Annotated in this window: 13 protein-coding genes; 2 read left to right on the forward strand and 11 right to left on the reverse strand. The window is 54.7% G+C overall.

Annotation, left to right across the window (positions count from 1 at the left end; translation table 11 throughout):
* Positions 1-6 precede the first annotated feature (6 nt).
* Positions 7-687 (reverse strand): response regulator transcription factor, encoded by a 681-nt coding sequence (locus AC1EKS_RS07690; protein WP_481009478.1) that lies wholly within the window; start codon positions 685-687, stop codon positions 7-9.
* 60 nt (positions 688-747) lie between these two features.
* Complete coding sequence (locus AC1EKS_RS07695; RefSeq protein WP_481009479.1) at positions 748-1,848, reverse strand: adenylate/guanylate cyclase domain-containing protein; 1,101 nt, start codon at positions 1,846-1,848, stop codon at positions 748-750.
* A gap of 236 nt (positions 1,849-2,084) precedes the next feature.
* Here AC1EKS_RS07695 and AC1EKS_RS07700 point away from each other — a divergent pair, with 236 nt between their 5' ends.
* Together AC1EKS_RS07700 and AC1EKS_RS07705 are read left to right on the forward strand one after the other, a co-directional pair.
* Positions 2,085-2,816, forward strand: a complete 732-nt coding sequence (locus AC1EKS_RS07700; protein WP_481009480.1) for a Maf family protein — start codon at positions 2,085-2,087, stop codon at positions 2,814-2,816.
* Positions 2,817-2,825: 9 nt separating this feature from the next.
* Positions 2,826-3,809 (forward strand): tetrahydrodipicolinate N-succinyltransferase N-terminal domain-containing protein, encoded by a 984-nt coding sequence (locus tag AC1EKS_RS07705; protein ID WP_481009481.1) that lies wholly within the window; start codon positions 2,826-2,828, stop codon positions 3,807-3,809.
* A 413-nt stretch (positions 3,810-4,222) separates the two neighbouring features.
* Here the strand turns inward: AC1EKS_RS07705 and AC1EKS_RS07710 are convergent, their stop codons facing one another.
* From AC1EKS_RS07710 to AC1EKS_RS07750, 9 genes are all read right to left on the reverse strand, one after another.
* The gene (locus tag AC1EKS_RS07710; RefSeq protein ID WP_481009520.1) at positions 4,223-4,843 is read right to left on the reverse strand and encodes a response regulator; all 621 of its coding nucleotides are present in this window, start codon (positions 4,841-4,843) and stop codon (positions 4,223-4,225) included.
* Between the two features lie 198 nt (positions 4,844-5,041).
* Positions 5,042-5,950 (reverse strand): bifunctional DNA-formamidopyrimidine glycosylase/DNA-(apurinic or apyrimidinic site) lyase, encoded by a 909-nt coding sequence (mutM, locus tag AC1EKS_RS07715; protein WP_481009482.1) that lies wholly within the window; start codon positions 5,948-5,950, stop codon positions 5,042-5,044.
* Between the two features lie 54 nt (positions 5,951-6,004).
* Positions 6,005-6,724, reverse strand: a complete 720-nt coding sequence (gene rnc, locus AC1EKS_RS07720) for a ribonuclease III (RefSeq protein WP_481009483.1) — start codon at positions 6,722-6,724, stop codon at positions 6,005-6,007.
* Between the two features lie 11 nt (positions 6,725-6,735).
* Positions 6,736-7,308 carry a YceD family protein gene (locus AC1EKS_RS07725; RefSeq protein ID WP_481009484.1) on the reverse strand — a complete coding sequence of 191 codons (573 nt, stop codon included), beginning with the start codon at positions 7,306-7,308 and terminating at the stop codon, positions 6,736-6,738.
* Positions 7,309-7,363: 55 nt separating this feature from the next.
* Entirely contained in the window at positions 7,364-8,053 is a 690-nt protein-coding gene (locus AC1EKS_RS07730) for a hypothetical protein (RefSeq protein ID WP_481009485.1), read from the reverse strand.
* 17 nt (positions 8,054-8,070) lie between these two features.
* Positions 8,071-8,595 carry a pantetheine-phosphate adenylyltransferase gene (gene coaD / locus AC1EKS_RS07735; RefSeq protein ID WP_481009486.1) on the reverse strand — a complete coding sequence of 175 codons (525 nt, stop codon included), beginning with the start codon at positions 8,593-8,595 and terminating at the stop codon, positions 8,071-8,073.
* A gap of 63 nt (positions 8,596-8,658) precedes the next feature.
* Positions 8,659-9,258 carry an RsmD family RNA methyltransferase gene (locus AC1EKS_RS07740; protein WP_481009521.1) on the reverse strand — a complete coding sequence of 200 codons (600 nt, stop codon included), beginning with the start codon at positions 9,256-9,258 and terminating at the stop codon, positions 8,659-8,661.
* 67 nt (positions 9,259-9,325) lie between these two features.
* A complete protein-coding gene (locus tag AC1EKS_RS07745; RefSeq protein ID WP_481009487.1) occupies positions 9,326-11,563 on the reverse strand; it encodes an ATP-dependent DNA helicase RecG in 2,238 nt (745 codons plus the stop codon).
* Positions 11,560-13,494: a hypothetical protein gene (locus AC1EKS_RS07750; protein WP_481009488.1), complete on the reverse strand. Its 1,935-nt coding sequence runs from the start codon at positions 13,492-13,494 to the stop codon at positions 11,560-11,562. The genes AC1EKS_RS07745 and AC1EKS_RS07750 overlap by 4 nt, the downstream gene beginning before the upstream one ends.
* Positions 13,495-13,510 lie beyond the last annotated feature (16 nt).

Genomic DNA, 13,510 nt, shown 5'->3' on the forward strand with positions numbered 1-13,510 from the left:
CGCTGGCTACTTTCGTTCAGTCTCGAAACGGAAACCCATTCCCCGCACTGTAGAAATGTAGTAGGGGTAGGCGGCGTCGTCACCTAGCTTGCGGCGCAACCAGGAAATGTGCATATCCAGAGTCTTGGTAGAACCTGCCGGATCTGAGCCCCATACTTCCTGCATAATTACCTGGCGCGGAACCACGTTACCGGCCTCTTTTACCAAGATACGCAGCAGATCGAACTCTTTAGCAGTCAATTGCAGCTCCCGCCCATCCTGGAAGGCCCGGTGAGCAGAAACATCAATCTTTATGTCCTGCACCTCCAGGGTGTCCTCTTGGAATTCGCTGCCCGCCCGGCGCAAAAGCGCACGCACCCGGGCCAGCAACTCCGCCAAGCGGAAGGGCTTAGTTACGTAGTCGTCAGCGCCAGCGTCCAGACCTACCACCATATCGACCTCATCAGTACGAGCGGTAAGTACCAGGATCGGTAGCGATGACCCTTGGGAGCGAATCTCCCGTGCCACGTCTAGACCATCAATATCGGGCAGACCGAGATCTAGAACCACCAAGTCGGCCCCGGCGAAATCACTGAGAGCGCCCCTTCCTGTACCGTGGGCACGTACCTCATATCCTTCCCGTCCTAGCGCCCGCGCTAGGGGCTCCGAAATTGCCGGATCATCTTCAACAAGTAAAACTGTAGTCATATTTCCATATTAATCTAAAAAAAACTTTGTTGCCAGTGGCGTCGAGTGGCAATAGCTTTACTAACTTTTTACTACCCCAGAAGCTATCTCTAAGGTGCTGCGGCGAATCATAGGCTCCGTGCTTTGACTAGAATCTCCACGAGCAAGGAGCCACCCTTCCACCGCCCCCAAGCCTTGCAGGTCTTGAGTTTTAGCCGGCCTAACTACAAAAAACCCTTTTTTGTCCAGGCGTTGAAGCTCTTGCGCAGAAGTGGCATCCATCAATATCTGTCCCCGAGGGGCGATATCCACCAACCGTGAGGCTAGGTTGACGGGGGGACCGAAAATATCGCCGGAGCGGGAAACGACCCGTCCATGCACTAGCGAGGCGCGCACCGGTAAAATTTCCGGTTGGGAGTTCAAAAACTCTACCATCGCACAGACAATATCCGCGGCCACCAGCAGCTCATCCGCAACGAACAGGACCGCGTCTCCCAGGGTCTTTACCACTCTTCCTCCGCGAGTGGTAACCACATCTCGACAGGCCATTTCAAAACTTTGCACCAGATCCGCCAGAGCGGTACCACTCATAGTGGAGGAACGGCGGGTATAGGCCACCATATCCACAAATCCCATACATCGATCCAAGGGATAAGAATCGGCGTCAGCGGTTTGCCCCTCTCGCATTTCCACTTCCCGGTTGGTGTTTAGCAGCAGATATGCCATCTGCCGGCGCCACGCATATCCCAATTGCGATTGCAAGAGATCGATATATTGGTCGATTTTATCTAAGGCGACCAGACGCGCAGAGGTATCATCCAGATTCATGCGCTCTTGAAAATCCGCCACGATCGCCTCCAGTTGCCACAGCACCAGCCGATCAGCCATATACGACTGTGCGCGTAGCAGGGAGGTCACAGTATTGCGCCCCAAAGCTCCCTCACCGAATTCTTGTTTCCATTCCGCAATGGCTTGGGCGTCCTGTTCGGTAAACATATAGGTGTCGGGATCAGCCTTGGGGAATCCGCAAGAAGTCCAAAAGCTATCTATTTCCGCGATACTGACCCCTAGATCTTCTGCCATCTCCCGCATAGTCATAGTGGGAGCACCCCCGATAAGTTTCCATACGGGGCGCATCACGGTGTTGCGCGCTATCTGGGCGGCAGACAAGGATTCACTCACCCCTTAACCATAAGGTGAACGACCTCACTTTTTCCAGCGGACCCGGCCTTTCTTAACGCTTTCAAAGAGAGTTAAAGTTCTCGTTCCCTACGCGACTTACTTCATTAGCGCCCCCGCTCCTTGCGTACTAGCCCGGTATGAACCCCCTCTTGGCGCCGCTATTTACAATTTCTTTAGCCGTAATTTACTTCTTGCTTTGCCTGCTACTTCCCGGTTTCTCCCCTAAAATAAGCCCCATGACTGATCGGCTACTTTTGGCTTCCGCTTCCCCAGCGCGACTCAAAGTTTTAACCCAGGCGGGCATCACCCCCCTTGCTTGGCCTGCCAATATTGACGAGGACGCGGTGCGCACCCAGCTAGAAACTGCCGGTCCCCCGCAGGTAGTTACCGCTTTAGCGCAAGCCAAAGCTCGCCATATTGGCAAATTTTTAACTGACCCAAATGAGTCTCGGGGCGAAGGTACCCCCCGGGTGAACAAAGCTTGGCAGACCCTCGAACAAATCCCCATAGGCGAACGCCTAGCGGTAGTGGGCTGCGATTCCATGCTGCTGCTTAACGGTAAGTTAAGGGGAAAACCCCACAGTTTCGCGCGCGCTCTAGCCCAGATTCATGAGCTATCGGGAGCGAGCCCCACGCTATACACCGGACACTGCGCCCTAGCCCTAAAGCGCTCCCCTGCCGGTTTTATCTACGAAAACGAAGTGGCAGACTATTCGCAAGCCACCTTGCATTTCAGTGAGATTAGCGCAAAGGAAGCACGGGCCTACGCAGCCAGCAAAGAACCCCTAGAAGTTGCCGGAGGCTTTACTATCGATGGCTTAGGGGGAGCATTTATTGAGTCAATTAAGGGCGATCCTCACGGAATTATTGGCATTTCTTTACCTTTAGTGCGTAAACTATTAAATGAACTTGGCTTTTTTTGGCCAAATTTATGGAACATCTTACTAAATGAATCCCCCAACAGATAAGGTTGAGTTATGAGTGAACGAAAAGCACGCGGGGTAGGCCTCGCAACCGTCAGTGAAACCGGTCAAACCCTTGACGTTTGGTATCCTCGCCCCTACCTAGGTGACCAGCCAGATGAATCAGATGCCCAGCTAATCGAAAAACTAAGCCAGATTGAAGGCCGTGACGACGGGCGCGGGGTTAACCGCACCGTCACCGTGGTAACCATCGATCTGGACGAGTCGGCGCGATCCACCGCAGATGCCTACTTACGTCTGCATCTACTCTCGCACCGTTTAGTAAAGCCGAACACTATTAACCTCGATGGTATTTTTGCTCGCCTCCCTACCGTCGCCTGGACAACCGAAGGCCCGTGTGCGGTCGAGGACTTCGAAAATACCCGTATGCGGATGCGTCTGAGTTACGGACACCCGATTCACCTGCTCAGCGTGGATAAATTCCCCCCGATGGTGAACTACATTATTCCTTCCGGGGTACGCATCGCCGATGGCGCGAAAGTTCGTCTCGGCGCCTATCTGTCACCGGGAACCACCGTCATGCACGCGGCGTTCGTTAACTTCAACGCCGGTACTTTGGGGACCTGCCTGATTGAGGGCCGAGTCGCCCAAGGAGTCGTTATCGATGACGGTTCCGATATCGGAGGGGGCGCCTCCACCGAAACCACCCTCTCAGGTGAAACTGGAGAACAGATTTCACTCGGGAAACGCTGCTTGCTGGGCGCCAACTCCGGACTAGGCATTGCCCTCGGTGATGACTGCATGGTGGAACCAGGTTTGAACCTGACTGCCAGCACCAAAGTTTCGGTGCTCCCCCACGCCGGGGTAGCGCCTTCCGCCGAAGGCTACTTCGCGGAGCCAGTAGTGGTTACCGCCTCCGAGCTGTCGGGTGCTTCGGATGTAATCTTCCGCCGTAACTCCCAATCGGGTCGGGTAGAGGCGCTGCCGCGAGCTGGCAAAGAAATCAAACTAGCCACCGCAGCCCGCATCAACCCGTAATTTTTTCCGTACCCCCTCAGGGGTCGGGCGGAAAAAGATGCGAGAGGGGGCTTGAGCCGAGCGCAGCAAGGCTCACCGGGGTCCCCCGAGCACTTTTTCCGGCTGACCCACGACGGGAGGAAAAACCTAGCCCCCGTGCTCGGGTCATGCCGGCACGGACTCCCTAAAAGTACGTTTCTAGCGTGCAAGTGCGGATTTATAGCGCATACGAACAAGAACTCATTACTGGCAGCATCGAACACCCACCAAACAAGCGATTGCTCGAAAACTATTTTTTAAAAATACTGATCGTAGCTGATTCTTTTTAAGGGGTGGGTGGTAAAAGATGCGAGAGGGGGCTTGAGCCGAGCGAAGCAAGGCTCACCGGGGTCCCCCGAGCGCTTTTACCGCACGCCCCTTATCCAAGGAACGGGCTACGATTGATGCCGCCACGAGGCGGAGCGCTGACTGGCAACCCACGCAGCGACCTGCGTGCGCCGCTGCAGCCCCATTTTGGCTAGTAGCGAGGTGATATGGTTCTTCACTGTCTTTTCGGCAACTCCGAGTTTCTCGCCGATCTCCCGGTTAGAGAGTCCGTCCCCGATCAGGTTTAAGACTTTGCGTTCTGCCGGGGTCAGATTCGCGGTGGGATCCTCGTTGCCGGCGCGGCGACGGGTGACCGTGCGTTCATCTAGCAGTACCCGCCCGCCTACTACAGCCCGAATCACGTCGGTGATTTCAGCACCCCGCACAGTTTTCAATACGTAGGCTTTCGCCCCTGCCTGCAGGGATTCTGCTAGCGCATCGTCATCATCGAAACTCGTAAGCACGATAGCCAGCGAATCCGGTGACACTTCACGCAACTGTTTCATCACGTCAATGCCGGTACCGTCGGGCATTTGTAAATCCACCAGTACCACATCGGGACACACCAGTTCCGCGCGCCGCACCGCATCTTCCACGGTGCCCGCCTCGGCGACCACCTCCATACCAGCAGTCCGATCTACGATTTCGGCAATCCCTCGACGCACAATTTCGTGGTCGTCAATAATCATTACCCGCGTAGGCGGTTCTTCTGTCTGCGTCTGCTGAATATTCACTCCTTGATTCTACCTAATCCTCCCTACGGGAAAGGACCGGTTCCACAAAGTTGCATTTCGAGAAGTGCTCGCGGTAAATATTCGCCCTACCCAGCGCACATAAGGGTGATAAAAATACCGGTCACAGCCCACTCACCAGGCCCGGTGGCAGCATTACTTGTGGAGCGGTTGACATTTCGGACAGTAGGTAGCGTTGCGTCCAGACTGTTGCAGTTTCTCCAGAGTCGTTCCGCAGGTCTTGCAGGGTTGCCCGCCACGTCCGTAAACCTTTAATTCCTGTTCGAAATACCCGGGGTTTCCGCTGGTATCCACATAGAGCTCATCAAACGAGGTTCCGCCGTGTTTAATGGCTGCTTTCATAATTTTCCCGGCTCGTTTAAATAGATCCGCAATTTGTGCTTCCGAAAGGGACTGCGCTGTTTGGCCGGGATTCATCTTGGAGGCAAATAAGGTTTCATCTGCATATATATTGCCGATGCCGGAAACTAGCTTTTGATCCAAGAGAGAGTGTTTAATAGAACTCTTCCGCTTACAAACTGTGGACGAGATCTTTTCTAAATCGATATGCGGATCTAACACGTCCCGCGCTACATTCATTTCCACGTTGCGGGGAATCAAATGGGAATCTGCTCCCAGTCCTGCCGGTTTTTTATCCCTGGTCTCTACCAGGGGTTCAACTATCATGCGTCCAAAGGTGCGCTGATCGACGAAATTGACGGTTCTTCCGTCCTCCAAAGTTAAACGCACCCGCAGGTGCCCCTGATTTTTGTGGGACAGCTCAATCTCGGGTTGATTGATCAGGAGCTGTCCAGACATCCCCAAGTGAATGACCAGGGAGTACAGTGTTTGCTTACCTTCTTGGTCTTCCCCTAGTAACCATAAGAATTTACCGCGCCGCACCGCAGCAGTAATGGTCCACCCCTCTAAGGCGGCGCAAAAACGTTTCGCATCTTGACCGCGCAAGGAGCCGGGAAAGAACACTTCTGCTTCCTTTATTCGCGCACCCAGTAGCTGCTGGTCTAGACCGCGCCGTACTACCTCAACTTCTGGCAATTCTGGCATGTATTAGTTCCCCTCAAAACTTTATGTAGTCATCAACTTTTAATTACAAATACATTAGAACCCTAAGGGAGTGGTTATCCCGTGTTCTTCCCGTAAAGTCATCACTGCTTGCCGGGCAGCCTCGTGTTCCGCCACTTTTTTAGAGCGTCCTTTTCCAGATCCCAGTATCCGGTCCCCGATTAGAGCTTTGGCGGTAAAACGCCGGTCATGGTCAGGACCGGTACCCTCTACCGCAAACTCTACCGCATGAACCCCCAGCTCACCAGTAAGTTCTTGCAAAGTGGTTTTCCAGTCCATAACTGCCCCCCGCTCTAGGGCGTGATCTAGCAAGTCTTGCAACAGGTTTTCAACTACTTTGCGAGTGGCTTCCAAACCGTGACACAGATAGGTCGCTCCAATCATCGCTTCTACCGTGTCCGAAAGAATCGAATCTTTTTCTCGTCCTCGGGTTTTTTCTTCCCCGCGCCCCAGTAAAATAAATTCCCCAAGATTAATATCGCGGGCAACCTTAGCCAGAGCTGGCTGGGAAACTGTGGCCGAACGCATTTTTGCTAGATGGCCCTCTGGATGGGAGGGGTAGGAAAGGTAAAGACGCTCCGTGACGATCAGCTGCAAGACCGCATCCCCCAGGAACTCTAAACGCTCATTAGTAGGCAGATTGTCTTGTTCGTGCGCGAAAGAGCGATGAGTAAGCGCCAATATCACCATCTCGGGGTCTAGCTCAATCCCCCATCTGGCTAGCAGCTCCGCTAAATCTTGCGAACCGCGACTCATTCGTTCTTCCCCTATTCGTCCAGTAGGTCAGCAAGCGCTGACCAGCGCGGATCTATCGTGTCGTGATGGTGATCCGCTTCGGCCTCTGCCAGCATGATTCCACATTCGGGGCACAGGCCCGGGCAATCGGGACTACACAGCACCGAATAAGGAATCTGTGGCACGATGGCGTCTATCAAAAGTGGCTCCAAATCCAAGCGGGAATCGGGCTGTACTTGATAGGCCTCGTCCAAATCAGCATACACGCTTGAGTCGTCACTCACCTCATTTAGCAGGTGCGCTAGTACATCGGGATAGTAGTAGATGCGAGTCAAAGAAAAATCCAGGGATTTTTCTACCGGTTGCAGACAGCGCACGCAGCTACCCTCGGCACAGGTAGCTCCGCTAACGCTAAGAGACACCCCCTCGGAAATTGCCACCGCTAACACCTGTAAATCCAGCGATTGCCCGGCAGGCACCGCCATATCCTCGGTGCCAATGGCCGCGGGTAAAGTTACCTTAAGCTGCCAGCTTTTGCTGTCCCCCTCACCGGAACCTAAACCGGTTAACTCCAGCGGGATCACGGCTTTTTTTACTTGCTTCATGCCCCTCAGCCTAAGGGTTATTTTGCCGCGGCGCTAGCAAGCTGACCCTCAGCTACTAGAACTGGGGGCGTTCCTGGTGAGAAAACTGCGCGCGTCCGTTATGGGTTTGCTCCGCGATAGCTCCCAGCAGTTCTTCTAACTGGGTCAGGGACTGGTTGACATACTGATCGGACTGGTCCATAAAATCTCTGGCTTCTGCGCGAGCCGTATCTAGCATCTGCTCTGCTGACTGCTTTGCTTCGCGGTAGACGTTCTCTTGAGAAACCAGCTGATCGGCGCGTTGGCGCGCTTCCTGCAAAATCTGCGCCGCCTCCTCATTGGCTTGCGCTACCGTTTCTTCAGCCTGAGCGCTAGCATGTGCAATCGCGGACTCCGCCTGGCGGTTGGCATCATCGATAGTTTCCTGAGCCTGCGCATTGGCTTTAGCGATGGTGTCTTCGGCACTCTGGCTGGCTTCGGTAGTTACCCGCTCAGCTTCGGCGCGGGCATCGGAAATAGTCTGCTCGGCCTCTTCATCCGCGGTATCCAGCACTTTGTTAGCATCCGCCACAATCCGGTCCGCGTTAACCAGATCAGCCGGGAGCGCCGCCCGCGCATTATCAAGCAGCTCTACCCCCTCGGCCTGGTTAATCAATACCGAAGCAGAAAACGGGACGTTGCGTCCGGCCTCGATCATCTCGCTGAGACGGTCAAGGACTGCGATCACATCTGAGGGTGCATACTGCGGTTCTTCCTGGGGTGCCATAATCTTCCTTCCTGTTATTAGGCTGGTGGGTTCACAGATTCGCGAGGACTATTAAAGTTTTCGGAGGACGCATCCAACTCTCGTTGCAGCGCCTGGGCCACTTCGGGGGGAACAAAACCGGAAACATCTCCCCCATAGGAAGCAATTTCTTTCACTACCGAAGATGAAATTAAAGCATTTTCGGGGGAAGTGGGAATCAAAATGGTGTCGATTCCAGACAGCTGCCGGTTGGCGAAAGCCTGGGTCATTTCACTGTCAGTGTCTTTAGAGTTGCGAATGCCCTTTACTAGCGCCACCGCCTGGTAGCGAGTAGCGAGGTCACATGCCAGCCCCTCCCAGGTAACTACCTGCACATTCGCCAAGTCGGCGGTGGCCCCAGTAATGAACTCTTCACGCTTGGCGGCGTCGAATAAATACCTCTTCTTCGGGTTCTTCGCCACCGCCACGATCACCCGATCAAAAATATGGGCTGCGCGGCTGATAACGTCCAGATGCCCAAAAGTCAGGGGATCATAGGAACCGACGCAGACAACAGTACTCATAACTACCAAGCTACCGGCAAGCACTCCCTATACGCCGCGTCCCACGCGGAAAGGGAGGGAAAACTAGGCTTCTTCCTCCCCATCGTTGGGGATGTCGAGGGCGGGGCGCAAAAAATAAATCGCGCTTTCGCCGTAAAGTTTGCGGGACTCTTCCTCCCACTGCTCTCCTTCCCAGTCAGGAGCCTCATTGCGAGCTGAACGCTCGACCACAATCCAGGCATCGGGATCGCAGAGGGGGTGCAGCTGGGTTAGCACCTCCAGGATTTCGCTATTTTTCATAGCGTAGGGCGGATCGATAAAAACCAGTTCCCACTGCGGATTGGGGTTGGCTCCTAAAAGTCTGGAAGCTAAGAAAGCCAGTGCCGACTGCACATAGAGTTTAGCCGGAGCAAAAATCGGAGAGGAGTCGCGGTTCTTGCGGATTGCTTTAGCGGCACTTGGAGCTTGGTCCACCAGGTCTAGGCTGAGCGCTCCTCGCGATAAAGATTCGAAACCGTAGGCTCCAGAGCCGGCAAAAAGATCTAACACACAGGCATCTTCGGTGGCTCCGCGAGATTGCAGGGCAGAGAAAATCGCCTCTCGTACTCGGTCTCGAGTGGGGCGCGTGCCGGAGGAGGGCGCGGTTAGCTGAATGCCGCGGGCATCTCCAGCTATTATTCTCATCACCATGACAGTCTAACCCTACCCAAGTTCGCAAAACAGCAGCTTCCAAGATTTCAGATATTGCCAGCTAGCCTCGCTCTAAGAATTCTTGTTCCTCTTCGCTGATCCGCCTAGTGATCGCCCGCTGCAATACTTGCTGGTTTTCTAGCCGCGGATCCGCAGCCACCAGTTGTTTCGCGTCCTTACGGGCGCGTGAAATCACTTCTTCATCGGCTAGTAAATCCAAAATTTTTAAAGAGGAGGCGCGTCCGGATTGACTGTCTCCTAGAATGTTTCCACTTTCCCGTAACTGTAAATCCATAGCCGCCAGTTCGAAGCCGTCGGTGGTTTTGGTGAAAGCATCCAGGCGGCGACGGGCAAGGGTATCCGGCTGAGCCCCAGACCAAACCAGACAAACTCCCCCCAACTTCCCGCGCCCGATTCGCCCGCGCAGCTGATGTAACTGAGCAAGGCCGAAACGGTCGGCGTCAAGAATCACCATCATCGTTGCTTGAGGAACATCCACCCCCACTTCAATCACCGTGGTGGCCACCAGTAACGGCGTTTTACCGCTGGTAAAATCCGCCATGGCGCGGTCTTTTTCTCCCGTATCCATCTGGCCATGCAAGACTCCGATTTCAATTCCTTTTAGCGCCGGCAGGGACCGTAACTGGTTTACAGTCTCGGAAACATTCGCCAGCGGCTCCTTTCTAGCATCTTTGGTAGTTACTGCCCCGTCCTCGCCCTCTAAAATAGTTGCTTCCTCGTCGCTTTTCGTGCCAGGCTTAATCGCCGGACACACCACAAATACCCGATGGGAGGCTTTGATTTCTTCGGCGGCGCGCTGCCAAGTACGGGCAGTCCAGGTGCGATTAGCCGTATCTACCCGGAAAGTTTCTACTTTCCCCCTACCCGGCGGCATCCCTTGCAAGGTCATAAAATCCAGATCCCCAAAAGAGGTCATCGCCACCGAGCGTGGTATCGGGGTTGCGGTCATTACCAACAGATGGGGTGTACCTGACTGCGCCTGTCGGAGGCGATCGCGCTGACGTACCCCGAACTTGTGCTGTTCATCAATCACTACCACCCCGGGGGAAGTGAGCATTACCCGCTCAGAAAGCAAGGCGTGAGTGCCCACAATCAGCGCCGGCTGTCCCGTTTTCAGCGCATCCAAAGTGCGGCGTTTTTCTGCGGCAGGCATCGAGGAGGTCAGGCGGTAGATCGGGACTCCCTCGCTCCCCCGTAAAGTAAATCCTCCCGGCTGGGCATATTCGCCTAAAAGGTTAGTTAGGGTTGAAAAATGCTGATGTACCAGGACTTCGGTGGGCGCCATGAAGATACCTTGTCGCCCGCTATCTACTGCCCGCAGCATTGCCAGCAGTGACACCACGGTTTTACCGGAACCGACATCGCCTTGTAGCAGCAAGTTCATGGGGCGAGGTGACTCTAGGCGCTTCCCAATATCGGCTAGCGCCTGCTGCTGGGAGTCGGTTAAAACAAAAGGAAGTGCGCAGGCCACTCGCTCAGTAAAACCACCGGGCAGCTCGGTGAGAACTGGCGCATCTGCGGATAGTTCCTGGCGCCGCTGGGCCAATGCGGCCTGCAGCACGAAGGCCTCTTCATAGCGAAAACGGTCCCGGGCAGCCTCGAACTGTGCCCGGGTTTGGGGACGATGAATCTGCTCTAAAGCCGTATTGATCTCTAGCAGGCCCTCTTTAGTGCGAATAGTAGCCGGGAGCGGATCATCTAAAGGCTGCGTCTGCAATAACTCTAAAACCACCGCAATCGCTTTTTGGGTGGTCCAAGTGGGCAGCCCGGCCTTCGCGGGATATATCGGTTCTGGCCGCTGCGCTTGGATTTTAGCTACCTGGTTACTGGCGGCGTCCAGGTTTTCGTCGCTTACTTCCTGATAGGACGGATGCGATAGTTGTAGGTGTCCGCGATAGAGACTGGGACGCCCAGAAAATAGTTTTGTCTGACCCACCTGCAACTGGGAGGACATCCAGTTAATTAGATGCTGGCTTTTCGCCCAAAAAACTGCATCCATCAGGTTTTCCCCGTCGCTTAGCTGCAGAGAAAGCATCCATTTTCCTCCGCGAGTGCGGCGCCGGGTAGAGTCCGCGATTTGAGCGATGACCGATTGTTCTTCCCCTAGAATCAGCCCCGAAAACGCAGTCAATTCTCCTAACTCGTGGTAGCGTCGCGGAAAGAAATATAGCAGTTCCATGGGGGTTTTAATCCCAAATTTTTTATCCAGTTTTCCGGCCGCCCGTCCCAGGATTTTCTTTAACGGTTCCTCGGCAAAAGAGGTTGATTTTTCGCTCACGAAGAGAGCACCCCCACCACGGTGGATCCGCTTTGCCCACCACTGATAAGTTCTATCCGGATTTCCGGGGCTTTTTGGAACAGCGCGTTTTGTACTCGGGAAATCAGGTCCGGGTCTTCTTTGCCGGCGGTTAAGATACGTGCCTGGACATCGTTGCGGTTCACGGAGGAAGAAAGCAAATCAAAAGGTATATCGCGGTCAACATTGAAAGTTCGTTGCCTAGCCAGGGCGTCTAGCGTCCGCGAACGCTGCAACTGGATCAAATCGGGAACCGTAATTGCCGAGGAAACCACTTGCGTGAGGGCGCGGGCGGCTTCCAGTACTTGCAGGTCATCTTGAGTGGGGGCCACCATCACTTCAATACCTTGGTCTTTGGCGGGGCGCACTAGGTTTGCCAGTTCTGCCCCGCTCACCTGGTCGCAGGGCAAGACCTGCACCACTTCCTGTTCCATCTGGGCGATGACCGGTAGTACCTGGAGAGGAATACCGGGACGGGAATACACCACTGTGGCGCCCAAGTTAGCTAAATCCCCCACTAGCCCAGGAGCCGAAGTATAGGCCAACACCGCTGGTCTAACCGGATGAATAGCTCGCGCGGATCCCAAACTCACCAGGTTGGATGCGGAATCTTCAGTTTCGGCCGGCAAGGGCGGACGAGTTAGAACCATCCCCGATTTTTCCGGTAAAAGTTCGATTACTCGCCGCGGATGCCGACTGCGCACCAACAACATTCGCGGCCCGATGCCCAGCATGTCTGCCCTACCGGTCATCGCACCGTATACCCCGTTTTCTTCTAGCTGCCTACGCAACTGCTCATAGCGGGAGTTATCGACTTCCCCGCGCCAAGTTAGCGCCAAAGAATACCAGCGCGAGGAGGCGTGCACTCCTGGAGGGGAAACGGGAACCATATCCCTCACCATCTGCAAACTGGTGGTAAGCGCCCCCGCTTCCTGCTGGTTTTCACGGGAATAAGTTTCCACCATTGCCGCCACCAGCAGCATCAACACCGCCGCCCGGGCATCGGGACGCCCGCGGTTTTCTTCCGCGCCCTCTACCAAGGCCACTTGGCTAGCCAGCCAGGCGCGCGAAATAATATCTTCGATCGACATTTGTTCTGGCTGGGTTGCTAGCTCCGCGTTTATCTCCTCTATCAGCCCCGATAAGGTGGGAGGATCAAGGCGCTCAACTGCAGGTAGCAGGCAGCGCCCCGGGCAGTCTCTACTAGAACGCAAGACCTTTAAAAGCTGCACCGGATTAAGGGTGGGGGAACTTGTCGCCCCGGCAGCCATATTGGCCAACTCGGAAAGCACAATCCCGATCATTCCTCTAGCTCCGGCTAAGGCCGCATCGGCGATGGCCTCTAACACCCAGCGAGCATCTTTATCGGCACTGGCTGGTAATCCGGCAACGGTCAGCGCTACTTTATCCCAGGTGAGTAGGGCATTTGAGCCAGTGTCAGAGTCAAGATCGCTCTGTAGATCCATAGCATCTAGTGCGGGCTGGCCCGCCTGCAAAGCTTCGCTGCAAACTTTTACCCAAGTGCGAATATTGGCTCCGGTAATTGCCAGATCGAGACTTTCTACAGACTCTAACGCTTCCGCCACATTTTCGCGTTGACGCTTTGTTTTCGGTTTCACCACTTTAGGGGCCACTGGTGGCACTTCGAAGTCCAGTAAGCCGGTGGTCCCACTTGGCTGGGTCTTATCGCCAGCTGGCGCAGCGCTTTTCTTTTTTTCCGAAGGACGAGGGCGTACAGAAGTTTTCTTACTTTTTTCCCTTTCGGCGTCACCGCCGTTTCTCTTCCCTAACTGGGAATCATGGTTTCGCGGGGGATGCGCAGCTCCAACGGATTCAACCGGATTTTTCTCCCGGGCAGCGCGAGCAAAATCCGCGAAAGAAAACAGATCCGCTAGGGGTTCTTCTTCACCCACCGTTGCCTCCTTCGCG

Source organism: Varibaculum sp. C0165D1 (assembly GCF_056590355.1).

Excerpts from the sequence above, each read along its gene's own strand:
- AC1EKS_RS07690 (WP_481009478.1), bottom strand. The coding sequence starts at position 687 with ATGACTACAGTTTTACTTGTTGAAGATGATCCGGCAATTTCGGAGCCC.
- AC1EKS_RS07700 (WP_481009480.1), top strand. The coding sequence starts at position 2,085 with ATGACTGATCGGCTACTTTTGGCTTCCGCTTCCCCAGCGCGACTCAAA.
- AC1EKS_RS07705 (WP_481009481.1), top strand. The coding sequence starts at position 2,826 with ATGAGTGAACGAAAAGCACGCGGGGTAGGCCTCGCAACCGTCAGTGAA.
- AC1EKS_RS07710 (WP_481009520.1), bottom strand. The coding sequence starts at position 4,843 with ATGATTATTGACGACCACGAAATTGTGCGTCGAGGGATTGCCGAAATC.
- mutM (WP_481009482.1), bottom strand. The coding sequence starts at position 5,950 with ATGCCAGAATTGCCAGAAGTTGAGGTAGTACGGCGCGGTCTAGACCAG.
- rnc (WP_481009483.1), bottom strand. The coding sequence starts at position 6,724 with ATGAGTCGCGGTTCGCAAGATTTAGCGGAGCTGCTAGCCAGATGGGGG.
- AC1EKS_RS07725 (WP_481009484.1), bottom strand. The coding sequence starts at position 7,308 with ATGAAGCAAGTAAAAAAAGCCGTGATCCCGCTGGAGTTAACCGGTTTA.
- AC1EKS_RS07730 (WP_481009485.1), bottom strand. The coding sequence starts at position 8,053 with ATGGCACCCCAGGAAGAACCGCAGTATGCACCCTCAGATGTGATCGCA.
- coaD (WP_481009486.1), bottom strand. The coding sequence starts at position 8,595 with ATGAGTACTGTTGTCTGCGTCGGTTCCTATGATCCCCTGACTTTTGGG.
- AC1EKS_RS07740 (WP_481009521.1), bottom strand. The coding sequence starts at position 9,258 with ATGAGAATAATAGCTGGAGATGCCCGCGGCATTCAGCTAACCGCGCCC.